Annotated in this window: 19 protein-coding genes; 9 read left to right on the top strand and 10 right to left on the bottom strand. The window is 74.1% G+C overall.

The window, feature by feature from the left end:
• Window positions 1-190 precede the first annotated feature (190 nt).
• The 5 genes from IE245_RS30950 to pgfA all read right to left on the bottom strand — a co-directional run bounded on the left by IE245_RS30950 (window position 191) and on the right by pgfA (window position 9,041).
• The gene (locus IE245_RS30950; protein ID WP_189953618.1) at window positions 191-1,495 is read right to left on the bottom strand and encodes a condensation protein; all 1,305 of its coding nucleotides are present in this window, start codon (window positions 1,493-1,495) and stop codon (window positions 191-193) included.
• Window positions 1,495-5,718, bottom strand: coding sequence for an alpha-(1->3)-arabinofuranosyltransferase domain-containing protein (locus IE245_RS30945; RefSeq protein WP_189953616.1), 4,224 nt, complete (start codon window positions 5,716-5,718; stop codon window positions 1,495-1,497). The genes IE245_RS30950 and IE245_RS30945 overlap by 1 nt, the downstream gene beginning before the upstream one ends.
• A complete protein-coding gene (locus IE245_RS30940) occupies window positions 5,715-6,518 on the bottom strand; it encodes a class I SAM-dependent methyltransferase (RefSeq protein WP_189953613.1) in 804 nt (267 codons plus the stop codon). The genes IE245_RS30945 and IE245_RS30940 overlap by 4 nt, the downstream gene beginning before the upstream one ends.
• Window positions 6,515-7,723, bottom strand: coding sequence for a glycosyltransferase family 4 protein (locus IE245_RS30935; RefSeq protein WP_189953611.1), 1,209 nt, complete (start codon window positions 7,721-7,723; stop codon window positions 6,515-6,517). Before IE245_RS30935 ends, IE245_RS30940 begins: the two co-directional genes overlap by 4 nt.
• Before the next feature lie 364 nt (window positions 7,724-8,087).
• Window positions 8,088-9,041 (bottom strand): cell envelope lipid trafficking protein PgfA, encoded by a 954-nt coding sequence (gene pgfA, locus IE245_RS30930; RefSeq protein WP_189953610.1) that lies wholly within the window; start codon window positions 9,039-9,041, stop codon window positions 8,088-8,090.
• A gap of 181 nt (window positions 9,042-9,222) precedes the next feature.
• Between pgfA and IE245_RS30925 the strand changes: the two genes are divergently transcribed.
• Both IE245_RS30925 and IE245_RS30920 read left to right on the top strand, forming a co-directional pair.
• Complete coding sequence (locus IE245_RS30925; RefSeq protein ID WP_189953608.1) at window positions 9,223-9,375, top strand: hypothetical protein; 153 nt, start codon at window positions 9,223-9,225, stop codon at window positions 9,373-9,375.
• The gene (locus tag IE245_RS30920; protein WP_189953606.1) at window positions 9,372-10,595 is read left to right on the top strand and encodes a PucR family transcriptional regulator; all 1,224 of its coding nucleotides are present in this window, start codon (window positions 9,372-9,374) and stop codon (window positions 10,593-10,595) included. Before IE245_RS30925 ends, IE245_RS30920 begins: the two co-directional genes overlap by 4 nt.
• Before the next feature lie 95 nt (window positions 10,596-10,690).
• Here IE245_RS30920 and IE245_RS30915 read toward each other — a convergent pair whose 3' ends face one another.
• The gene (locus IE245_RS30915; protein WP_189953604.1) at window positions 10,691-11,296 is read right to left on the bottom strand and encodes a dihydrofolate reductase family protein; all 606 of its coding nucleotides are present in this window, start codon (window positions 11,294-11,296) and stop codon (window positions 10,691-10,693) included.
• Between the two features lie 141 nt (window positions 11,297-11,437).
• Complete coding sequence (locus IE245_RS30910) at window positions 11,438-11,881, bottom strand: YybH family protein (RefSeq protein WP_189953602.1); 444 nt, start codon at window positions 11,879-11,881, stop codon at window positions 11,438-11,440.
• 225 nt (window positions 11,882-12,106) lie between these two features.
• Here IE245_RS30910 and sigJ point away from each other — a divergent pair, with 225 nt between their 5' ends.
• Window positions 12,107-13,042, top strand: a complete 936-nt coding sequence (sigJ, locus tag IE245_RS30905; protein WP_189953600.1) for an RNA polymerase sigma factor SigJ — start codon at window positions 12,107-12,109, stop codon at window positions 13,040-13,042.
• 63 nt (window positions 13,043-13,105) lie between these two features.
• Here sigJ and IE245_RS30900 read toward each other — a convergent pair whose 3' ends face one another.
• Window positions 13,106-13,246, bottom strand: a complete 141-nt coding sequence (locus IE245_RS30900; RefSeq protein ID WP_189953598.1) for a hypothetical protein — start codon at window positions 13,244-13,246, stop codon at window positions 13,106-13,108.
• A gap of 209 nt (window positions 13,247-13,455) precedes the next feature.
• Window positions 13,456-13,794 (bottom strand): hypothetical protein, encoded by a 339-nt coding sequence (locus IE245_RS30895; protein WP_229851721.1) that lies wholly within the window; start codon window positions 13,792-13,794, stop codon window positions 13,456-13,458.
• Window positions 13,795-14,253: 459 nt separating this feature from the next.
• Between IE245_RS30895 and IE245_RS30890 the strand changes: the two genes are divergently transcribed.
• The 3 genes from IE245_RS30890 to IE245_RS30880 all read left to right on the top strand — a co-directional run bounded on the left by IE245_RS30890 (window position 14,254) and on the right by IE245_RS30880 (window position 19,746).
• On the top strand, window positions 14,254-16,305 hold the full coding sequence (locus IE245_RS30890) for a pectinesterase family protein (protein WP_189953594.1): 2,052 nt from the start codon (window positions 14,254-14,256) through the stop codon (window positions 16,303-16,305).
• 264 nt (window positions 16,306-16,569) lie between these two features.
• Entirely contained in the window at window positions 16,570-16,989 is a 420-nt protein-coding gene (locus IE245_RS30885; RefSeq protein WP_189953592.1) for a VOC family protein, read from the top strand.
• 153 nt (window positions 16,990-17,142) lie between these two features.
• On the top strand, window positions 17,143-19,746 hold the full coding sequence (locus IE245_RS30880) for a SpoIIE family protein phosphatase (RefSeq protein ID WP_189953590.1): 2,604 nt from the start codon (window positions 17,143-17,145) through the stop codon (window positions 19,744-19,746).
• Between the two features lie 131 nt (window positions 19,747-19,877).
• Here IE245_RS30880 and IE245_RS30875 read toward each other — a convergent pair whose 3' ends face one another.
• A complete protein-coding gene (locus tag IE245_RS30875; protein WP_189953588.1) occupies window positions 19,878-21,755 on the bottom strand; it encodes an AMP-dependent synthetase/ligase in 1,878 nt (625 codons plus the stop codon).
• 308 nt (window positions 21,756-22,063) lie between these two features.
• Here IE245_RS30875 and IE245_RS30870 point away from each other — a divergent pair, with 308 nt between their 5' ends.
• From IE245_RS30870 to IE245_RS30860, 3 genes are read left to right on the top strand one after another with little or no spacing between them, the layout of a single operon-like run.
• Window positions 22,064-22,534: a MerR family DNA-binding protein gene (locus IE245_RS30870; RefSeq protein ID WP_189953586.1), complete on the top strand. Its 471-nt coding sequence runs from the start codon at window positions 22,064-22,066 to the stop codon at window positions 22,532-22,534.
• Window positions 22,531-23,310 (top strand): hypothetical protein, encoded by a 780-nt coding sequence (locus IE245_RS30865; protein WP_189953584.1) that lies wholly within the window; start codon window positions 22,531-22,533, stop codon window positions 23,308-23,310. The genes IE245_RS30870 and IE245_RS30865 overlap by 4 nt, the downstream gene beginning before the upstream one ends.
• 27 nt (window positions 23,311-23,337) lie before the next feature.
• Window positions 23,338-23,808, top strand: coding sequence for a MarR family winged helix-turn-helix transcriptional regulator (locus tag IE245_RS30860; RefSeq protein ID WP_189953582.1), 471 nt, complete (start codon window positions 23,338-23,340; stop codon window positions 23,806-23,808).
• Window positions 23,809-23,864 lie beyond the last annotated feature (56 nt).

The raw sequence follows: 23,864 nt of genomic DNA, 5'->3' as shown, positions 1-23,864 counted from the left end.
CCGCCCGAGGCACCGGCGCCGGAAGCGCTCGTGTCCCGCCCCGCGCCGCCGGCCGATGCGGTGCCCGGGATCGTCTTCCGCTCCTCGTCGGTCGGTGCGATGACCGGGATCGTCTGTCGCGCCTCCCCGGCCGGTGCGGTGTCCGGTACCGGCCGCCTCGCCCCGGCGGCCGTCGATGCTTCTCCCCGGTTCACAGCGCCTCCCCGTCGGTCGCCGCCAGCCGGTCGGCGAAGGTCTCGGTGATCAGGCGGCCGTCCTCGTCCCCCAGGAGGGCCCGGGACCACCGCACCACCAGGTGCAGCCGGCCGCCGGTCGAGGCGGTCGTGAAGGTCAGGCCGCGCGGCATCGCGGCCGGCGCCGACACCCACACCGCCGTGGCCCGTCCCGCGTCGCCGAAGTCCATCGGGTAGGGGATCCGGCCGATGTTGCTGAGCAGCGTCGTGGAGATCCACCGGGCCCCGAGCCGCCGCGCGCCCCGGGCCAGTACCGCGCGGGCGGCGACCGGGACGACCGGGGCGGTGAGCAGCTCGGCCGCACGTCCCAGCTGCGGCCGGTCGAGGGACTTGAGGGCGCGGGTGCGTCCGGCCGTGGCCCGGAGCAGCGCGCCGACGTCGGTGTCCGGCCGGACCTCGGCGGCCGCGTAGTCGACCTCGACGAGCCGTGTGCCGTTGCCGATCGGCATCGCCGGACCCCGGTCGCGGTCGTCGACGGGCATGGTGATGCGCAGGGGGCGTTCGGGCGCTCCCCGGCGGCGGTTCCAGTCGGCGACGGTCAGCGCCGTGGCGACCATCAGCTGGTCGTTCACGGTGTGCGCGGCGCCGGACGGGCGGCGCGGCACCGGCAGTTCGGTGACCAGCATCGCGTTGCCGGGAGCCGGCCCGGGGCGTCCGGCCGCGACACGGGCGACCGCGGCGCCCCGGCCGGGGCGCCGCGGGGCCGCGCCGGCCGGGGGACGGGCCGGCGGGGCGGCCGGCGGGGCGCTCCGGCCGCCGTAGAGTTCGGCGGCCGTCGCGACGACGCGCAGGCCGGCGGGCCCGTCGAGTGCCGTGTGGTGCAGCGTGAGCAGCAGGACGCAGCCCTCCCGGTCCGGCTCCTCGACGACCTCCAGACGCAGCGGCGGCGGGGCCGTCAGCGACGGCGGTTCGGCGAGCGCCCGGTGCCGGGCCCGGGCGAGCGCGCCCGGCTCGCACGGCGGGAAGACCACCACGTCCGCGCGGGCGCGGTCGGCCAGCTCCCATTCGTGGCGCCGGGCGAACGGACCGCGCCGCCGCTCCCGCATCAGCACCCGGGGGTGCCGGGCCAGCGCCTGCTCGAACGCCTCGCGCAGCCGGTCCCGTGCCACGCGACCCGGCAGATGGAGCTCGAGGTGCACCGTGTTCGGCTCGCGGGCGTCGGCGCAGTGCCGGGCGATCTCGTCCGCGACGGTGAACGGCACCCTCGGCAGTGGCTCCCGCGCGGACGGGCCCGCGGCCCGCGTGCGGTGGTCGGTGGCCATCAGTCCCTCTCCTCTCCGGGCCGGGGGCCCGGTCCGTACGCGCCGGTACGCGGGCCGGGCGACCCGGCCCGGTGGGCGCCGGTGCCGGAGCCGTAGCCCCGGCGCGCGGTCACGAGCGCGGCGAACAGTGCGGTCACGGCGAGGAGTTGGGCCGTGGCCCCGTACGCGCCCCGGTCCAGGACGGCCGCGCCGCCGGTCAGGGCGGCGACCCCCGCGCCGGTCATCGCCGCGAAGGCGAGCGGCGCGAGCAGCGCCGGACGGAGCCTGGCGAGCACCGCGAGCACGGGCACGAGCGCCGCCACCGGCCCCGCGATCACCACGCCCACGAGGGTCAGGACCACGGTGCCGAGCAGCAGCCCGGGCGCGGGCGGCTCGGCCGCGACGCCGGACCCGCTTCCCGTACCGACCCCGGTACCGCTCCCGGCGTCGTCCGTCCGGCGCCGGACGGGCAGCGCGAGCCCGGCGAGCACCAGCAGCGACACCGCGGCGACGGTCAGCCCGGCGGTGTAGAGGCGGGACGGCTCGTAGACCAGCGTCACGGTCCCGCCCGCCCCGGCGGGGACCAGCCAGGCCTGCTGCCAGCCGTCGACGCGCAGGGGCGTGAGCTCCCGCCCGTCGAGCACGGCCGTCCAGCCCGCGTTGTGGTTCTCGTGCAGTTGGAGGTACGAGGCCTCGCCCGCGCCGACCCGCACCGTGCGCCGGTCGCCGCCGCCGGAGACGGCCTCCACCTCGCGCGGCGCGGTCGCGGCGGCCCGGGGCGCACCGCTCGTCAGGTCGACGCGGGTGACCGCGAGGGGGCCGGTGTCCCCGGCCTCGACGGTGTGGGTGCTGCGGGCGAGCGGGACCTTGCCGCCGTCCGTGCAGAGGGAGACGGCGATCGGACGGCGCTCGGTGAGGTCCCGGATCCGGCCCTCGGCCCGCGTCTCCAGGAACCGGCCGTCGACCGAGACGACCGGGCCCTTCCCGCACGGCAGCGTGAACCGCTTCGCCGGGTCCGGCTGCGGCGCCCGGTACTTCTCCAGCGCCGGGACGTGCAGCTCGCTCAGCCCCACCGGCAGCTGCAACTGCCGGTCCGCCACCGGATGGTGCAGGGTCAGCGGCGCGACCCGGGAGAAGGCGATGTCCATCCGGTCCGTGGTGATGGCGGCGAACCGCGCCACCCCGTTGTCGTCCACGGACGCGATGGCCGCGCCGTCCGGCGAGCTGATCCGCAGCTGCTCGGGCCGGGTCGCGAGACCGCCGGACGAGGCGAGCACGATCTCGCCGACCGCGGTCTTCTCCGGCCAGGAGAGCCGGAGCACGGGCCGGTCGCCGGCCACCCACGCCGTGGTCAGGTCGCCGTCGGTGAGGTTGCGCGGGCTCAGGTTCGTACCGAGCCGCGCGGTCGAGTCCGCGCTCACCACGATCTGCTCCCGCCGCCCCGTGAGGGCGAACAGCAGGTCGTCGAGTTCCTTGCCCGGTACGGGCAGGGCCGTGGCCCGCACGGTGTAGTCACCGGACGCGGCGGCGGTGAACTGCCGGTGCAGCCCCACCTCGGCGGGCACGGCGGACAGACCGCCGGGGTCGCTGCCGCGGTTCAGCGAGTACGCCACCGGTCCGTTCACCTCCGGCGGCGCGTCGGCGGGCAGCCGCAGCATCCGCGTGACCCGCACGCCCGGCACCGCCACCTCGGCGAACCCGGCGCCGGTGAGCCCCGGACGGCCCTGCTGGGAGCCGAGGATCGTCAGCTTCAGCCAGTTCGCCCCGCCCCGCGGCGCCGCGACCCGCTGGGTGCTGCCGTCGGGCCGCAGCGGGCTGACCACGCTGCCGCGGTCGGTCTCGACCTCCACCAGGGTGGGCGCCGCACGCACCTCGCCGCTGGGCAGCGGGGTCAGGTCCAGCGTCGCCGGGATCGCGGCCGGAGCGTCGAAGTCGATCCGCAGCCACTCGCCGCGGGGCGCCCCGGGGGAACCCTCGGCCCAGGCGGTGTCCGGGTTTCCGTCGAAGGCGTTGACCGGGTCGTACTGGGGCAGGTGGAACAGCCAGTTCCCGACCGAGGACGCGGTCACGGACCGCGCGCCGCGCAGGACCGCGGTGGTCTGCCGGGCGCCGTCGGACGTGGGCAGGATCTGGCGCGGCTCCGCGCCCGGGTCCTGCACCGCCTCCGCCGCGTTGCGCTCCTCGGCCGTGTACGTGTGGGACGTCCCGGAGTTCACGAGACCGAACCGGGTGTCGGCCCGGCGCAGCCCGTCGCCGGCCGCGTACAGCGACGGCGCGTCCACCCCCGGGTGCGCGTCGCCGGCCAGCACCGTCGGCCGGCCCGTCACGGCGCCCGAGGCCGACAGGGGCAGCAGGGACTCGGGCCCGCCGCTGACCACCGCCGTGTCCGCCGCCGGCGACATCCGCACCGGCCCCGGACGCGCGGTGCCGGCCGGCGGGGCGTAGATCTCGACCGCCCGCTGACGCGGGTACAACCCCTCCACCTGCAACGGCGTGCCGTCCGGGATCCGGCCGTCGGTCAGCAGCGGACCGAAGCCGGTGACCCGGCGGTAGCCGGACGCCTCCAGGCTCCGCTTCACCGTCGTCGTGGGCACGTGCCCGACCTGGTCCGGGTCGAGGTCGTTGCGGACGACCACGTGGTACAGGCCCGCCCGGGCGAGGTACGCGGCCAGGCCGGGGACCTCGCCGCCGGACGCCAGCGCCTGCTCCACGGCGTCCAGGACGCGCCGGTTGCCCGGCGTGCCGAACGGCACGTAGTCGCGCTGCGCCCAGGGCGACCGGGCGAGGACGTCCAGGGGCTGGTCGATCGGCGATCCCCAGGTGTAGATGCCGTGCGCGGTCGCCGGCACGACCAGGGCGCGGTCCTCCGGGGCGTGCTCGGCCAGCCAGTCCGCGGTCGCCTCCCAGTGCGAGGGCAGCTTCCGGAAGGAGCCCGGCTGGAGGATCGTGCCGTTGAGGTACGGCCAGGCCAGCCCCGGCAGGACGACCACGGCGGCCACGACGGGCGCCAGCCGCCGCAGCCGCACCGGCACCGCCCGGGGGAGGGCCACCGCCGTCAGGTGGGCCAGGCCCAGGGCCAGCGCGAGCGCCGCCCCCGTCTGGAACTTGTAGACGTTCCGGAACGGCACCAGCGGCCCGTCCAGCCACGTCCGCACCGTCTCGTGGAAGGGGCCGCCGAGCGCGCCCCCGTAACCGGCCAGCGTGATCAGCGCGGTGACGGAGACCGTCAGCACCAGCCACCGCCGCTCCGGCACGTCCCGGCGGGCGAGCCCCGCCAGGCCGAGCGCCGCGGCCAGCGTGGAACCGGCCACCACGACGGCCGAGGTGGCGACCGTCCAGCCGGCGGGCAGCCACGCCTCGCCGAAGTGGAGGTAGCCCACCCAGTTCCCCGCGCCGCGCAGCACCTCGGTCGCCGACATCGTCGACGTGGTCGTACGGGCGGTCTCCACGTACGGCATGAAGTTCTCGCCGTACGCCCCGAGGAGCAGCAGCGGCACGATCCACCACGCGGTCGCGAGGATCACGCCCGGCGTCCACCAGGCGATCAGCGCCCGCTTGCGCGGGCCGGCCGGCCGGGACAGCAGGTACAGGCCCACGGGCAGCAGCGAGGCCAGCGTGGAGGCGGCGTTCACCCCTCCCATCAGCGGGACCAGCAGCGCCGAACGCGCCGCGGCGAGCCGCGGGCTCGTGCCCGGGCGCGTCAGCGGCAGCAGCACCCACGGCAGCAGCGCGCCGGGCAGCGCGGCGGCCGAGGTGGAGCCGACGACGATCGTGTACGTCGGCCACAGCGCGTACACGGCCGCGCCGGCCGTCCGCGACGCAGACGAGCCCACGCCGAACCGCTCCGCCAGCCGCAGGGCGCCCCAGAACGCGGTCGTGACCACGACCGACAGCCAGAGCCGTTCGGCCAGCCAGACCGGCAGCCCCACCAGATCGGCCGCCGCGTGGAACGGCAGCATCGGGATCGCGTAGCCGACGTACTGGTCGGCGATCCCCCCGAACCCGGCCCGGTCCTGCCACAGCCGGCCCAGGTCCGCGAGGAACCCCCACGGATCGGTGACGACCCCCAGCTTGGTGTCGAAGGTCATCCGGCCGGGCGAGACCGCCAGGAAGGCCGCGAACACCGCGGCCCAGAAGCCGAACAGCCACCGCCGGGAGGCACGGCGGGGGCCGGGCGCGGCGGCCCCGGCCCCGGAACCGGGACCGGGCGGCGCCGGCGGACGGACAGGAACGAGGCTGGTCATGAACACCGCCGAAGAAGAAGGAGAAGGTTCCAGGTCGCGAACTCGCGGACCACCGGGATCCGGGTGACGGCCCCGGGCAGCACCGGCCAGTAGCGCGAGCGCGCGGAGAGGATCTCGACGTCGTCCCGTCCCCTGACGTGACGCAGGGTGGGACCGACGCCGACCGCGAACAGGTTCTCGCCGAGCCGGTGCTTGGCCGCCCGGCCCGTGCGCCGCTCGTAGCGGGCCCGCGCCCGCTCGGCGCCCAGGTAGTGCCAGGGCGCCCACTCGTGGCCGCCCCACGGCGAGAGCCAGTTGGTGAACGAGACGTAGATCAGGCCGTCGGGCCGCGTCACCCGCACCAGCTCGCTGAGGAAGGTGCCGGGGTCCCGTACGTGCTCCAGGACGTTGGACGAGAAGCACACGTCCGCCGCGCCGTCGGCGAGGGGCAGGAGGTAGCCGTCCGCGACGACGGCGGTCCCGCCGGAACCGGCGGTCTCTCCGGAACCGGTCCCCGTCCTCCCGGAACCGGCCGCCGTCCCGCCGGAACCGGCCGAAGCGGGCACGGACCCGGCAGGCCCGAGCTCGGCCGGGTCGGGCTCGAACAGGTAGCCGTGCGCACCCCGTCGGCGGAACTCCCGGGTGAAGTACCCGCGCCCGCCGCCGACGTCCACGACGACCCGGCCCTTCAGCGGCACGAGCCGCTCGATCTGGTCGGCCGCGTCCCGGGCGAGCAGTTCGTACGCCGCGTCGGGATCGTCCTGCTCGCGGAGGAAGGCCCGGAACAGGGCCAGGGAACGGCCGAAGGACGGATCTCTCATCGGCGCGCGCCTTCCGCCCGCCCGACCCGGCCCGAGGACGGCCCGGCCCGCTCGACGGCCTCCGACGCGATGGCGCGGAACCGGCGCACGGTCCTGCTCCACCGGTACTCGGCGGCGAGCCGGGCCGCGGCCTCGCCCATCGCCTCGCGCCGGCCGGTGTCCAGGGCCAGGGCGCACCAGGCGGCGGCGAACGAGGACTCCCCGCGGGCCAGGACGCCCGTGACGCCGTCCCGTACGGAATCCCGGAGTCCGGACACGTCGAAGCCGAGCGTCGGCGTGCCGCGGGCACCCGCCTCGGTGACGACGAGGCCCCAGCCCTCGACGGCCGCGGGGTGCAGCAGGAGCCACGCCTCGCACAGCAGCCGGTGCTTCTCCTCCTCCGACACGTGGCCGGTGAACTCGACGCCGTCGCCCGCCAGTCGCCGCAGCCGCTCGCGTTCGGGCCCGTCGCCCACGACGACCAGCCGGCCGCCGGTGACCGGACGGACCCGTTCCCACAGGCGCAGCAGCAGGTCGACCCGCTTGTAGTCGACCAGCCGGCCGAGGGCGAGGAACACCGGCTCCGGCGACCGCGCCGTGCGCGGCGCCGGTTCGTGAACGCCGTTGTGGACCACGCGGATCCGCTCCGGGGGCACCCCGATCGCGTGCAGCGCCGCCTCCGTCGAGGGGGAGACCGCGACCAGGAGGTTGCCCCGGTGGGCCCGGGCGAGCGCCCAGTGTTCGAGCAGCCGGCCGGTACGGGCCACCGGCCGGGGGAACCGCATCCCCCACAGCTCCGTGTGGACGTGGTTGACCAGGCACACCGTCGGGCCGCGGTGCCACAGCGGCGACAGGTACGGCATGCCGTTGCACACCTCCACGAGCAGGTCGCACGAGCCGACGTGCCGCCGGAAGGCGGACCGGGCCGTGACGAAGTGCCCGAACGGGCCTCCGGCCGACACGACCCGGTACGGGCGCTCCGCCGCGGTCCCGCCGCACAGCAGCGTGACGTCGTGGCCGAACCCGGTCAGCCCGGTGGCGATCTGGTCGATGAGGAGTTCCGAGCCGCCCGCGGCGGGGTTCCCGACGCCGCGGTGGGCGAGGAAGACGACACGCCGCGGCGGTTCGCTCCGGCGGGCGCGGCTCTGGACGCGCCCGGACGGGGCCGGGGGGAGCGGGGGCGGCGGGGCGGGGGTGAGCTGCGGGGGCGGGACGTGCTGGGGCATGCGTGCTCCAACTCGCGTGCGGGTGCGGGGAAGCGGCGGGGGACCGACGGGAAGGGAGTCGGTGCGGCCGGGGAGGCCGGAGAGGGACGGGAGGGGATCCGGCCCTGGGAGGCCGGAGCCGAGCGGAACGGGGACCGGCGGGAAGGGCCTGAGGAAGGCCGGCCGGGGACGGGCCTGGGAGAGGCCGCCCTGGGACGGAACGGGGACGGTGGAACGGGCAGGGACGGATACGGGCAGGGGCGACCGGGACGGGGCCGTGCTTGATGGGGAACGCCAGTCTTCGTCAGGCGATCGACCCGGGGCTACTCACCGGTATGACAACTTGGCGACCGCTCAGGCGCGGAGATGCGTCGACAAGTGAGCATCAGTCGCGCGCCACCGGGCGGACGCGCCCGCGCGCCACCAGGATCCCGCCGACCAGCGCGAGCAGCGCACCGAGCAGCCCGGACACCGCCGGGACGACGCTGCCGAGCAGCTTGAGCCTCTTGCCGTCCGACGCCGCCAGCTCCACCTGCCGGCGCTGGGTCGCCTCGGTGAAGGCGATCTTGTCACTGGCGAGCAGGACGACGGCGTCCTCGTCCGCCTCCGGGGCGCGCAGCGTCTTCCGGGGCCCGATGGCCGCGTACAGGATCCGGCCGGTGGGCTGGTCCACCACCAGCTCGATGCCGGTGTTCTCGTACCACTCCTCGGCGAGGACCTGCGGCCGCTCCGGCAGGCCGACGAGCTTCCCCGGGACCTGGCGCACGCCCGTGCGGGTGGCGGGGACGGTGCCGGTGAAACGCAGCCCGCGATGCCCCTGCACGGTGCCGGGGCCCGTGTGACGGAGGAGGACGACGCCGCCGAGCGTGCCGTCCCACCAGCGGTAGTCACGCCGTTCGACGTCGAAGGGGAACTTCAGGTACGCCTCGCCGTCGAAGACGGGCGACTCGCCGCAGCAGTGCGCCGGCTCGTTGGTCCGCCGGTCCGTGACCCAGCGTTCCAGGGTCCACTGGAGCGAGTCGCGGGTGTCGGTGGCGGGCAGGGTGGCGTCGGTGTCCACCGACGTGGACACGTCCCACACGGCCTTCCCGCCGCGCACGCCGTCGGCGACGTCGCCGCGGACCTGTCGGGTGATGGTGATCCGCCGGTCGTCCACGGTCTCCAGCAGCGCGGTGTCGAAGTAGCTGCCGGTGCCCGTGAAGACGGTCGTCGTGTCGACGTCGAGCGGAGTGCGTTTCGCCTCCGGCAGGACGTGCGCCACCAGCAGCGGCGCGAGGACCAGCAGGAAGACCCCTGTTCCCAGCAGGATCAGGGACAAGGGCGAAGCGGTACGGCGCATCCGGGACTCCAGTTTCGAGAACGCTCACGGAGACGCACGGACCCCAGGACCCGGTCGAGGTCCTTGTGGCCGAAGACGCTAGGCAGCACTTGACGAGATGTCAATGTACTGTCAACACTGTCGGTCGGCGTGGGGGCCGGCCGGGAAGGGGACGTCTCCAGCGAGGAGCTGACCCGACACCATGCGCAGACTGATCGCAGCAACAGGAACCGTCGTGATCGCCGCGATGTGCGCCGTGGGCGCCTCCTTCGGGATCGTGTCCCTGCTCGACGGCGTCCCGGAGCAGCCCAACGTCCCCCTGGTCACCTACGAGACCACCCCGGCGAGCCGATGACCCGACTCGCCTGGAGTGAGGTGCCCCAGCCGCAGATGGACCGGTTCGCCGACGTCGCCCTGGCCGAATCGTCCGCCCTGGCCCACGAGATCCTCCGCGCCATTCGCCAGGAGTTCCCCGAACTGCGCCTCGTCGAGGGGGAGTCCGGCGAACCGAAGGCCCTCGTCGGGATCCGGCGGGCCATCGAGGGCTTCGTCCACCACCTCGCGTCCGGCGCCGCCGACCCGCGCGTGCCGTCCGAGGTCTTCCAGGAGTTCGGCCGCGGCGAGGGCCTGAACGGACGCAGCCTGGACTCCCTCCAGGCCGTCTACCGCCTCGGCGTACGCCTGGCCTGGCGCCGGTTCGCCGAGATCGGCCAGCAGGTCGACATCGCCGCACCCGCCATGTACGAACTCGCCGAGTCCGGATTCAAGTACCTGGACGGTCTGGTGGAACAGTCGGTACGCGGCTACGCCGAAGCGGCGGCCCGCCAGGAGGGCGAACGCCTGCGCCTCCAGCGCAGGCTGATCGACCGGCTCCTGTCCGGCCCGCACGCCGACCCCGCCCAGGCCCTCGGGGAGCGCGCCGCGCGGGTCGGCTGGGAGCTTCCGGCCACCGTCGCCGTCGGGCTCCTCATCCGGCCCGCGCGGGAGGCCGTGGCCCCCGCCCTCGGCCGGGGGGTCCTCCTCGACATGGAGAGCGAACAGCCCCGCATGGTCATCCCCGACCCGGACACCGCCGGCCGCGTCGACCACGTCCGCCACGCCACCGCCGGCTGGTCGGGGGCCATCGGTCCGACCGTGCCCCTCGCCTCCGCCGTGGCCTCCCTGCGCTGGGCGGAGACCGCCGTCGCCCTGACGGAGGAGGGCCTGCTGCCGCACGGCGAGGTGCAGCACTGCACCGACCGCACGGAGGAACTGCTCCTGCTCCCCTCCCGCGACCTGATCGACGCCGCGGCCGCGCGGTGCCTCACCCCCCTGAACGACGTCGCCCCCGCCCAGGCCCGGCGCCTCGCCGAGACCCTCCTGGCCTGGATCGAGACCTCCGGCGGCGCCCCCGAAGTGGCCGGCCGCCTCGGCGTCCACCCCCAGACCGCCCGCTACCGCCTCCGCCAGATCCGGGAACTGTGGGGCGACGCCCTGGACGACCCCGACCGCCGCTTCGAGCTCCTCCTGGTCCTGCGCTCCCGGCGACTCCGCGACGCGCTGCCAGCGGGAGGCACCCGATCGGGTCCTCGTTAGACGGCGGACGAGGCACCGCGGCCGGGGCGGGCCCGGAACGGGAGACCGCCTCGCGCCGCCGAGCCACGGCGGTCCGCCGCAGGACCGGCCGGGGGTCAGGCGGGCGCGCCGAGCGGCGGGTGGTCCAGCACGCGCGGCTTGTACTCGACCAGCTGGATGCGGCCGTCGAAGGTGCGGTGGTCGGTCATCTCCAGGGCGACGTCCGGATAGCCGTCGTAGATGCGTTCCTCGCCGGTGGCCCCGGTGATCACCGGGAACATCACGACCCGGAAGCGGTCGACGAGACCGGCCCGCAGCAGGGACCGGGAGAGGCCGAGGCTGCCGATCGTGCTGAGGAGCCCCGAGCCGGTCGCCTTCATGGCGCGGACCGCCTCGACGGCGTCGTCGCGGACGAGCGTGCAGTTGGACCAGGTCAGGGGCTCGTCGAGGGAAGAGGAGAAGACCACCTTGGAGGCTCGTGTGAGCTCGTCGACGGACGCCTCCTCCTCGGGCCGGAACTCGTCCTGGCCCGCCGGGACCTCGCCCGCCGCGAAGCCCGACATCAGACGGTAGGTGTTCGCTCCCATGAGGTACGTGGCCTCGGGCTGCTCGCCGAGCCACGCGAGGTACTCCGGACCCTCCAGTCCCCAGAAGCCGGGCCACCCCTCTCCCGACGCGTAGCCGTCGAGGGAGGTGATGAAGTCGACGAGAAGCTCCGACATGGCGGTGTCCTTCCTGCTGGGGGTGTCACGAGTGTGGACCGCCCGCACGCCGCGAACTCATCGGCCACGCTGGGAAACGACGGGAAAACCCAGGACGCGGCGGCCACCGGGCCGACGGCGCGGCCGCGGGCTCGGACGGGGTCAGGCGAGCTGGTCCTTGTCGGACGGGAGCCAGACCGTCATGGTGGCCGGGTCGACGGGGATCGAGACGTGCTCGTGCGTGATCGACCAGGTGCCGCCGGACTTGCGGAGGCAGACGCTCTCCCGGACCCATATCGAGGCCTGGAGCCCGCCCTTCCGCTCTCCCGAGTCGCGGTGGAGCATGTGCGCGAACGCGGTGTCCCCGCCGGTCACGAGGGTGAGGTCGTGCGTCTCCAGGCCGATCCCGCCGACGTACCCGTCGAACCAGCGCAGGAAGTTCCGCCGGATCTCCCCGGTTCCCGTGAACCGCAGGGGCGGGACGACGTCGTAGTAGACGGCGCCGGAGGCGTAGAACGACATGAGCCGGTCGATGTCCTTGGACTGCTGGGCGTCGGCACGGCTCGCCAGAAGAGCTCGGACCTCGGACTCGCTGGTGGTGGTCATCGTGTACTCCTTCGGTGAGGGTGTGCTGCGGGAAGGGAGGCGGGCGGCGCGGCCGGCCTTGAGCACGGCGGCTTCCATGGCGTACGACCTCCGCCCGCTTCCGTCGCGTTCCTTCACCGGGTACGACGGGACGGCCCGGCGGAATGTGAGGCGGGCCGCCTCACATTCCGGGGCGCTGCCACGTCATCACGGTGAAGGAAGATCCGACCGAGGAGCCTCAGGACGATGACGTACCGCGCGACCGCGCCCCAGGACGGCCGACAGGACTCGACGACGAGGGCGCTCGCGGCCGAGCGCCGCCGGCTGGTCAACCTCGCGTACCGGATGCTGGGCTCCCTGGCCGAGGCCGAGGACGTCGTACAGGAGACGTACGCCCGCTGGTACGCGATGCCGGCGCGGCAACGGGAGGCGGTGACGTCCCCGGGGGGATGGCTGACCAAGGTCGCCGGCCGCATCTGCCTCGACGTGCTGCGCTCGGCCAGGGCACGACGGGAGCGTTACGTGGGGGAGTGGGTGCCCGAACCGCTGCCCGCGCACGCCGAGTGGCCGGCCGGCAGCGCGCACGACGGTACGGCCGATCCGGTCGACCGCGTCACGCTCGACGAGTCGGTCGGCATGGCCTTCCTCGTCGTGCTCGAATCGATGACGCCGGCGGAACGCGTGGCGTTCGTCCTCCACGACGTCTTCCGCTACCCCTTCGGTGAGGTCGCCGACATCGTCGGCCGCACACCGGCGGCCTGCCGCCAGCTGGCCGCCTCGGCCCGGCGCCGTATCGACGCCTCACGGGCACCCCTGTCGCCTTCGGCCCAACGGGCCGGTGTCGTCCGAGATTTCAAGCTGGCGTGGCAGGCCGCGGACATCAGCGCCCTCATCGGCCTGCTCGACCCCGACGCCACCGCGGTCGGGGACGGCGGCGGACTCGTCACGGCGCTGCTCCATCCGATCGAGGGCGCCGAACGGATCGCCCGCTTCTTCGCCGAGCGGACCCTTCCGGGCCGCCTCGCGCTCCGGGAGCGCACGGTCAACGGGCAGCCCGGCCTGGCGGCCCACCTGGACGGCACGGTCGTGTCGGTGTACGCGTTCGACATCGCGGACGGCCGGATCCGCCGGATCTGGGCCGTGCTCAACCCCGAGAAGCTCAGGCCGTGGAGGACGGAATGACGCGGTGACCCCGGTGGCCTGACCGCGCCGCCCGGACGGCCGGCTCGGCGCACCGGGAGCGGATCAGTCGGACGGGGCGGTCGAACGCGGGTCGGACGTGTCGATACGTCCGACGAACCGACGGACCTGGTCCTCGACGGGTTCGTTCCCGGTGACGGCCAGGGTGAAGCGGCGGTACGCCGTCGCGAGGAACGAATCCTCCACGCGGAACCGCATCGTGACGCGGGCCTTCTCGCCCCGGGCGCCGACCGAGATGCCGAGGCCCCAGGGCGGCGGCAGGTGGTGTCTGCCGACGCGCCCGCCGGCCGTGGGGACCGCACCACCGGCCCGCGGCCGCCGGGCTCGCAGGCGCCGGCGTCATCGCGCGTCCGTGCCTCGGCGTCGGGTGCCGCCGGAGTCACCTGCCGTGCGGGTCAGGCGGCGCGGCTGATCCACCGCCGGAGCGCGGCGTGGGTGGTGTCGTCCAGCCTGCACAGCGCCTCGATGGCGTCGAGATCACCGGGCCGGGGCGCGATGCCCGCGGTGGTGAGGGCGGCGTGCAGTTCGAGGCGACGATGGTCGGCCGGCTCGAGGGGCGAGAACAGGCGGCCCGCGGGGTCGGGTGCGGGCGGAGAGGTCGTGCCGGGCTCCATGGCGCGGCAGGCGGTCGACGCCGGCTCCGGCAGGTCGTCGACGAGTGCGGCGGGGAAGCGGTACGGGTCGAGGTCCATCAGACCCGCGGTGCTCGAAGTGAAAGCCTGAAAACCAGTCACAGGTGCCTCCTTGGTCGTCATGCCACTGCGGCAGACGACTACGGGTGCGCCACGGTCGGTTGCGGCTCAAGACGGACGCCACCCGAACGTCCCCTATGACATCTCGTCACACAACCGATGAGCCGACCGACCACCTGCCCGCCCCGGAGAGCAGTCACCACAGTGCCCCTGCTGTTCGGTCACGTTCCCCTGCGAGTGAATCAAGCCAGGTCAGGGACGCTGCTCCCCGCGTACGTCGGGCCCGGACGGGGGCGGCCCGGCCCGGGGCAGCCGCGGTCACGGCGGCCTGCGGCGTCGCCTCGGCCGGGGACACGGGACACCGGGCTGCCCGAGACCGGATCGCGCCGCACGGCGCAGCTCGGGAGACTTCCTCGACCATCTTTCACCGGCCCGGCAACCTTTCCGTCCCCGGTGGCGACAGGAGGTCGACCACTCCCTCCACGGAAACGGACAGTGCACATGACCTCCCACCACCGCGCCGCGCGTCACCGCAGGCCCCGCAAGGCTCTGGCGCTGGGGCTGCCGATGGCGCTGGCCGCTGCCGGCGTTCTGGCCTACGGGTCCGTGTTCGGCCTGGGACCGGGCGAGGGCGACAGGGCCGTCGCGGCCGAGGTGCCCGCAGGGGCGGCCGACGCCGCCGACGGCTTCGCCTCGGTCGACGCCCTCGGGCAGAACGGTACGTACGGCGGACGGAACGGAAGGACCGTCACCGTCACGTCGCTCGCCGACCTGGAGAAGTACGCGACCGCCGCCGAGCCGTACGTCATCGTCGTCGCCGGCGCCATCACCGTGGCCCCCGTCGGCAAGGAGATCAAGGTCGCCTCGGACAAGACGATCATCGGTTCCGGAACCTCCGGGCACATCGTCGGCGGCGGGTTCTTCCTGGGCCAGGGCGTGCACAACGTGATCATCCGGAACCTGACCATCCGGGACTCGTACCAGGGCGTGTGGAACGACAAGGAACACGACTTCGACGCCGTCCAGATGGACGGCGCCCACCACGTGTGGATCGACCACAACGATCTCCGGCACACCGCCGACGGCCTGATCGACGTCCGCAAGGACAGCACGTACGTGACGGTCTCCTGGAACAGGCTGAACAACGCCAACAAGGCCTTCGGCATCGGCTGGACCGAGAACCTGGTCACCGACATCACCGTCCACCACAACTGGATCCGCGAGACGGAGCAGCGCAACCCGTCGACGGACAACGCCGCCCACGCCCACCTCTACAACAACTACCTGGAGGACGTGGCCGGCACCGCCATCACCTCCGCCTACGGCAACTACGCCCGCGGCCGGACGCGGATGGTCCTGGAGAACTCGTACTTCCAGGGCGTCCGCAACCCCGTCATCAAGGACGCCACCGCCGCCCTGGTCCAGCGCGGCAACCTCTTCTCCGGCACCAGCGGCCGCAACGAGAGCGGCGGGACGGCCTTCGACCCGAAGGCGCACTACGCCTACACGGCGGACGCGGCCGCCGACGTACCGGCACGGGTGAAGGCGGGGTCCGGCCCGAGGGCGGCCGTGGGCAAGGTCGCCACCGCCGCCGAAGCGGCCGCCGCCACCCTGACCGTCGCCAAGGACGGCACCGGCCAGTACCGGACGGTCCAGGCCGCGGTGGACGCCGTACCCGCCGGCAACACCGGCCGCGTCGTCATCTCCGTGAAGCCGGGCACGTACCGCGAGACGGTGAGCGTTCCGGCGAACAAGCCGCACGTCACCATCCAGGGTTCGGGCGCGAGCCGCAAGGACACGGTCATCGTGTACGGGAACGCGGCCGGCATGCCCAAGCCCGACGGTTCGGGGACGTACGGCACTCCCGGGAGCGCCACCGTCGCCGTCCGCTCGGACGACTCCCACCTCCGCAACCTCACCGTCTCCAACGACTTCGACGAGGCCGCCCACCAGTCCCTGACGGGCCACCAGGCGGTGGCGCTGCTCACGACGGCCGACAGGATCGTGCTGGACAGCCTCATCGTCACCGGTGACCAGGACACCCTGGAGCTGGAGACCGCGGCGAAGGACAAGCCCGGCCGCGTCTACATGACGAACTCCTACGTCGTCGGCAACGTCGACTTCGTCTTCGGCCGTGCCACCGCCGTGATCGACCGGTCGGTCATCACCCTGAAGAAGCGCTGGGACGGCACCTCGGCCGGGTACGTCACCGCCCCCAGCACCCCGGCCGGCCGCAAGGGCATCCTCATCAACCGCTCCACGATCAACGGTGACGTGACCGCGGGCTCCTTCCACCTCGGCCGCAACTGGCACCCCGGCGGCGACACCACGGCGGACCCCCAGACCACCGTCCGCAACTCCGAGCTGAGCGCGGCGATCAAGCGCACGCCCTGGACCGACATGGGCGGGTTCTCCTGGAAGGAGGACCGCTTCGCCGAGTACATGAACACCGGCCCGGGGGCCGGCCCGCAGAGCTCCGACCGCCCCCACCTGACCGCGGCCCAGGCCGCCTCCCAGGAGGTCGCGGACTGGCTGGGCGACTGGACCCCGTAAGTCCTTGCGCCGCCCCTCCGGCGGCGCTCGTCCGGCGCGCTGCGACGAGGCCGCGCGGTACCGGCCGCGGCCGGGGAGCGCGGGAGGGTTGACTTCTCCGATGATCTCGCGGTGACCGTCGAGCAGGGCGGCCGCCCCGGAGAGCGGAGTCGACTCCTGTACCGCCGAGGTGGCTGAAGTGAGAGACGTGGACGGGCGTCGTCCGGTGGCCGGCGGCAGGCACGACGGGGAGCGGACGGCGCCCCGGCCGCCGGCGGTGACCGCGTGAACCGGCCGGTGCGCGGGACACTGCACCACGTCGAGATCCGGGTGCCCGACCTCGACCGCGCTCTCGCCTCGCTCGGATGGTTGCTCCGGACGCTCGGCTACACGGTCTCCCAGAGCTGGGACACGGGCCGCAGCCGGCTCCTCGGGCCCACGTACCTCGTCATCGAGCAGTCCGCCGCTCTCACCGCCGACCGGCACGACCGCCGTCGCCCCGTGCTCAACCACCTGGCCTTCCACACCGAGGACGCCGCTGCCGTCGAGAACCTGGTCGCCGAGGCGGCCCGGCACGGCTGGAACCTGATGTTCCCCGAGCCGCACCCGTACGCCGGCGGCGAGCAGCACTACGCGGCCTACCTGGAGAACGCGGACGGCTTCGAAGTGGAACTCGTCGCGTTCACCCCGCCCCGGCCACGGTGAGCCCGGCGGCCCCGCGGGGGCGACCGACCATGCGCCGCCGGTGCGTCGCGTGCCACGGCGGCCCACCTCCGCGGCGGCGGCCCGCTCACCCGTCCGCCACGTGGCGTGCCGCCGCCGGCCGCGCGGCGGGGGCCGCTGGTACAGACTGGAGTCATGGGCGAGACCTCCGCCCCGGCGGCGAACTCCCGCCGGTTCCCTCCGGTCCCGGAGAGCGTCGCCCGGGCCCGGCGGTTCGTGCGGGCCGCCCTCGCCGGCACCGCGCCGGAGACGGTGCCCGGTCTGCCGGACACCGCCGAGCTCCTCGTGAGCGAGCTGGTGACCAACGCCCTGCTGCACGCGCGAACCGAGATCGAGGTCTCCGCGCGGGTGTCCGGGCACCGCGTGCGCGTCACGGTCGGGGACCACCGGCCGTCGCGCGCCCTGGTGCCGCAGGACTGCCCTCCGTACGCCGGTACGGGACAGGGGCTGGTACTCGTCGCCCGGCTGGCGTCACGGCACGGCGTCGACACCGGCGACGGCACCAAGGCGGCGTGGTTCGAGCTGTGGCCCGACGGGAGGCCGCCTCCCTCGGTCTGGGAGCTTCCCCCGCCGCCCGCCGAGTCGGCGCGGACGGTGACCCTCGTCGACGTACCGGGCGCGCTGTACTCCGCCGCGCAGCAGCACCGGCACCTGCTGCTGCGGGAGCTGGAGCTCGCCTCGGCCGCGGGCGAGGACCTCGTACCGCCGCGCGACCTCGCCACCGCCCACGACATCAGCAATGTGATCAGCGGATGCGTCACCGCGGCCCTGCGCCACGAGTCCGCCGAAGGGGAGATCCGCTCCCTGCCCCTGGCCGTGCCCGCCGACGCCGCACCGGCGGTCGAGACCCTGCGCCACGTCCTGGACGTGGCGGAACAGGCGGCCCAGGACGAGCGGCTGCTCGCCCTGCCGGCGCTGCCCCGCAGCCGGGTCTTCCAGCAGTGGCTGCTCGACGAGATCACCGGCCAGCTCGCCGGCGCACCCCCCACCGCGTGGACCGTGGTGCCGCGCGAGCCCGGCGCCGGACCGGCGGAGCTCGTGCCGTGGGACCCCGCGCACATCCACTCCCACAGGGCGCCGACGCTCGCCGCCGACGAACAGAACCGCATCATCGCGGCGAACGGCCCCGCCGCCGACCTCCTCGGCTGGCACGCGGACGAGCTCGTCGGACAGCGGCTCACCGCCATCATCCCGGAGCACCTGCGCGCCCGGCACATCACGGCGTTCACGTCCCTGCTGCTGAGCGGAGAGCCCCGCATCCTGGGCCGCTCCGTCCCGCTTCCCGCGCTGCACCACGACGGGACGCTCGTCCCGGTCCGGCTCTTCATCCAGACGCAGGAGACGGCGGACGGCCGCACGGTGTTCGTCGCCCGGCTCTCCCCCCGCGCCGCCGTGTCCAGCGGTTCCGGGCCGCGCCGCCCCGGCGACAGGCGGGCCGCCGCTTCCTGGGAACGAGCCGGAAGGCAGCGCCTCGAAGCGGTCCCGCCGTCACCGCACCCGGTGTCGCTCATCGCGGAGACCGGAGCGGCGATCAGCAACGCCCACGGCCTGGACGACGTCCTCCAGCGGGTCTGCCAGGTCCTCACCGGCCGGCTCGGGGACTGGTGCGCCGTCGACCTCCTCACCGAGGACGGGCGCGTCGAGCGGGCGTGCGTGGTCCACCGCGAACCCCGTGGGACGCGCGCGGAGGACTTCGAGGGCACCTTGCCGCCGCTCACCGACGAGGCGCGGGGGCCGCTCGCCCGGGCGCTCAGCGGCGCCGGCCCGCTGCTGCTCACCGAGCCCCCGCCGGCCGACGCGGGAGGCCCGCTGGACGCGGACTTCGGGGCCCTGTTCGAGCGGCTGGACGCGCGCAGCGCCGTCGTCGCCCCGCTGCGCGCCCGGCGGGAGACCATCGGCGCGCTGACCGTGGCCCGTACGGGACGGGGCCAGGCGTTCACCGAGGAGTACCTGCCGCTCGTCGACGAACTGGGCCGCGCCCTGGCGCTGGGCGTCGACAACGCGCGCCTCTACCAGGACACCCGGAACATCGCCGAACGGCTTCAGCGGTCGCTGCTGCCCGTCCTGCCCGAGGTCCGTCACCTCGACCTGGCGGCCCGGTACGCCGCGTCGTCCGCGACCGCGCAGGTCGGCGGTGACTGGTACGACGGCTTCCTCCTGCCGAGCGGCGACACGGCGCTGGTCATCGGCGACGTGACCGGGCACAACCTGGACGCGGCGATCGCCATGAGCCGGCTCCAGAGCATGCTGCGCGGCATCGCCGTCGACCGCCAGGAGCCGCCGGAGACGGTGCTGCGCCGTCTCGACATGGCGAACCACACCCTGCACCAGGAGGCGACCGCGACCTGTGTCTACGGTCTGATCAAGGGCCCGGCGGAGGGCCCGTGGGAACTGGTGCACTCCTCGGCCGGGCACCTGCCGCCGCTGCTGGTCACGGATGACGGCCGCACCCGTTTCCTGGAGGACGGTTCGGGGCTGCTCCTCGGCATGGACCCGGACGTGCCCCGCCGCAGCGCGTACGACGCCGTGCCCGCGGGCGCGACGGTGCTGCTGTACACGGACGGCCTCATCGAGCGCCGGGACGAGTCGCTGAGCGACGCCATGGAGCGGCTCCGTCACCATGCCGCCGGGCTGGCCCGCGAGCCGCTCGACGTCCTCTGCGACGAGCTGCTGATCGGGCTCGGCGCCGACAGCACCGACGACATCGCGATCCTGGCGGTGCGCCCCACACCCTCCTGAAGCGTCCTCGCCGAGGCTGTTCCGGCACCGCGAGGTCACCGGCCGGCGCTGACGCGCGAGCCGGTGACCGAGCCGATGCGGGGAAACGAGGGCCGTCCGGTCCGGGGCCGCCCACCGGACCCGGACGGGTGTCACGCCTCGCGGGCGCCTTCGTACATGGCCTCCACCAGGTCGGCGTACTCGCGTTCGACGACGGGGCGCTTGACCTTCAGGCTCGGGGTCAACTCGCCGTGCTCGACGTCGAGGTCGCGGGGCAGGACGGCGAACTTCTTGATCGTCTGCCAGCGCTGGAGGCCGCTGTTGAGGCGTTGGACGAAGCCGTCGACGAGGGCGTGGACCTCCGGGGAGGCGACGACCTCGGCGTAGGAACGGCCGCCGAGGCCGTTCGCGTCGGCCCAGGGCATGATCACGCTCTCGTCGAGGGCGATCAGAGCGGTGCAGTAGTTGCGGCCGTTGCCGATGACCAGGATGTTGCCGGCGAAGGGACACATGGCCTTGAAACGGCCTTCGATCTCGGTCGGGGCCACGTACTTGCCGCCGGACGTCTTGAACAGGTCCTTCTTGCGGTCGGTGATCCGGACGTAGCCGTCCGCGTCGATCTCCCCGATGTCCCCCGTACGGAACCAGCCGTCGCTCTCCAGGACTTCGGCGGTCTTGTCGGGGAGGTTGTGGTAGCCGCGCATGATGCCCGGGCCGCGCAGAAGGATCTCGCCGTCCTCGGCGATACGGACCTCCGTCCCGGGCAGGGGCCTGCCGACCGTGCCCACCCGGCTGTCGTCGGCGGGGTTGACGGTGCAGGCCGCGCTCGTCTCCGTGAGGCCGTAGCCCTCCAGCACGGGGACGCCGGCACCGGCGAAGAAGTAGCCGATGTCGGGGGCGAGCGCGGCGCTGCCCGACGCGCTGCCGCGCAGTCGGCCGCCGAAGGCCGCGCGGATCTTGCCGTAGACCAGCTTGTCGGCAAGGGCGTGCTGGAGGGTCAGGGACAGCGGGACGGCACGCCGGCCGGTGGCGGCCCTCTGCTCCTGGCCGGTCCTGGCGTAGTCGCGGGCCACCTTCGCCGCCCACTGGAAGATCTTGTACTTGGCTCCGCCCTCGGCGCGGGCCCGGGCGGCGATGCCGTTGTAGACCTTCTCGAAGACCCGCGGCGCGGACGCCATGATGGTGGGCCGGACGACCGGCAGGTTCGTGATGATGCGGTCGACCCGGCCGTCCACGGCCATGACGTGCCCGGACCGCACCTGGCCGGCGATCAGGGCCTTGCCGAAGACGTGGGACAGCGGCAGCCACAGGAACTGCACGTCGTCGGGGAGGACGAGGCCCGTCGACTCCTGGGCGACGCCCTGGTACGACCAGCAGTCGTGCACGAGCCGCACGCCCTTCGGGCGGCCGGTCGTGCCGGAGGTGTAGATCAGCGTGGCGAGCTGTTCCGGGCCTATGCCCCGGACCGTCGTCTCGACGGCGTCGGGGTGCTTCGCGAGGTACTCGGTGCCGCGCCGCTCCAGCTCGGCGAGGGTGAGCACCTCCAGTCCCTCGACCGCGGCCGCATCCGGTGCGGGGTCGATGAGGACCGCGTACCGGAGGTCCGCCAGCCCGCTCTTGTGCGCGGCGACCTTGGCCAGCTGCTCGGCGTTCTCCACGAAGACCGCGCGGCTGCCGGAGTCGGCCAGGATGTACGCCGTCTCCTCGCCGTCGGTGCTGGGGTAGACGGCCGTCGCCGCCGCACCCGCGCACATGACGCCCATGTCGGCGAGGATCCACTCGATGCGCGTCGACGAGGAGATCGCCACCCGCTCCTGGCTCCGCAGTCCCAGGGCGAGCAGCCCGGCCGCGATCGCCTTCACCCGCCGCGCCGCCTGCGCCCACGTCAGCGAACGCCATGCCTCGCCGCCGCCGTCGACGGCCGCGGGATACCGGTATGCCTCCCGGTCGGGCGTGGCCTCGACCCGTGACAGGAACAGGTGCGCCACGGAGTGCGGGCGGCTGCTGAGAAGGGACTGCGTGGAACTCATGTCGGCCTCCGGGCCCGAGGGCACCCATCACAGATTGCTTAACTGGCAAGTAACTTGGGGCAGTGCCGAGGCTAAGGCGTAAAGCCCGCTCTGTGTAGAGGAGTTCAACCACGAATTCGTTTCCCGGATTTCCTTGCGGCGGCCGCACCGGACTTCGAGAACCAGGTGCTCAGGGGCCGTTCGGGCTCGTTCTGGCGGTGCGGGAATTCCCCGGTGGCAGCACGAGCGGGGGAGGCGGCCCGGAAGTGGCGCGGATCATGCGCGGCGGGCTTGAACCCGGACCCCACACCAGGTTCTAGCCTCTGCCCATGCCCATCACGCAACGGACCGAACCGATCTTGCTGAGCAGCGGTTCTCTGGCCCGATCCGCCGGACTCACGGTCGACGCCCTGCGCCACTACGAGCGCATGGGTCTGCTGGCCCCGCCCGTCAGGACCAGCGGAGACCACCGCCGCTACCCCCCGGAGGCCTTGGAGCGCCTCACGTTCGTCCGGGTGGGGCAGCGGCTCGGTCTGCGCCTGGACGAGATCAAGGAGCTCCTCGACGCGTGCGAGGACACCACCGACTGCCCCGTGGGCACCACCGAACGCGTGCTTCGCCGGCGCATCGCCGAAGTCGACGAACAGATCGACCGGATGAGGGCCCTGCGTGACCGGCTGACGCTCGCCGTCAGTCGGATCGAGACGCACAGCGGTGACATCACGACGATCCTCGACGACCCCGCGCCATCGCTGCCGCGGCACTCGCGCCGCCCTGCGACGAAGGATCCGCACTCATGAGCACGGCAGAACCGGGCACTCGTATCCGCGTCGACGGCCGGCCCGGCACCCGGCCCGACGTCCGCGTCGACACCGAGGCCGACACCCGGGCCCACGACCGCGCCGGACTCGTCGGCGCAGCGCTGACGCTCGGCTGCGCCCTCGCCTTCCAGGTGCTCTCCCTCACCCACCCGGGCGTCCACCTCCAGCCCACGGACCTGCCCCTGCCCACGGCCGAATTCCTGCTGCCCCTCACGCGCGAGCCGCATGCGGTGATGCTCTGGACGGCCTTCGACTTCCTCTTCGTCCTCGGCTACATCGCCCTGTTCGTCGGGGCCGTCCGCCTCACCCGCGCGCCGGTTCTCGGGGGCGTCGCTCTTGGCGCGATCCTCACCGCGGGAGGTCTCGACGCCGTTGAGAACGCGCTCCTCGTGACCTACGCGGCCCAGTCCGCCCTCGGTGCTCCGATCGACGGCGCACCCGTGACGGCGCTGTACGTCGTCGCGGCCCTCAAGACCGCGGCCGCGACGACCGCGGCGGGCTCTCTCGCCCTGGCGCTGCCGACCACGACCCGGGCACAGCGCGCCATGGTCGCCGCGGCGGCCGCGTTCGTCCTGGTCAACGCGGCGGGGACGGCGTTCCCCGCCCTGGGGCCCGTGGAAACCCTGCCGATCGCGGTCCTCACCCTTCTCCTGCTGGCCGCCTTCCGCTCCCGTCTGCGCGCCCCGCGTACGGCCGTCGCCCCTTCGTCCCCGACCGCGCCGACGCCCGACCTCGGCAAGGATCTTTTGACATAGGTATTCATGCATATCTAAAATCGCGCCATGCCCCCGCACAGCGCGTCCGAACAGGACATCGACCGCCTGGCCCTCGGCCTGGCGGCGTGCCTGCCCGCGCTCGCCCGGGCCCTCGAACGGCATGTCGACCAGCACTACCCGCACCCCAGGCCCTCCGACGCCCAGCTCACCCTGCTGCGGTACGTCGAGACGCACGGCGGCACCACGGTCCGTGAGGCCGCCGAAGCGGTGCGGATGAAGCCGAACAACGTCAGCGCGCTGGTCACGCAGCTCACCGAGCGGGGACTCCTCGAACGCCGCCAGGACGGTGCCGACAAGCGGATCGCCCACCTGCACCTCACCCCCGCCGCACGGCAGCGGGTCGGCGAGGTCACGCGGCTCATGGGAGACCGGGCCGCGCGGATCCTGCGGACGATGACCGACGGCGAGCTCGACGCGCTCGGCTCCGCCCTGGGGTCCCTCCAGTCACTCGCCGAGCACCTCCACACCGCGCGCTGAACGCTTCCCGTCCGGCACGCGCATCGGGCACACCGTCGTGTGCCCGACGCGCGTGC

Origin of the sequence: Streptomyces roseolus, from assembly GCF_014649855.1 — a bacterium.
GTDB lineage: Bacteria > Actinomycetota > Actinomycetes > Streptomycetales > Streptomycetaceae > Streptomyces > Streptomyces roseolus.
This window is presented reverse-complemented; position numbering and strand designations above follow the sequence as displayed.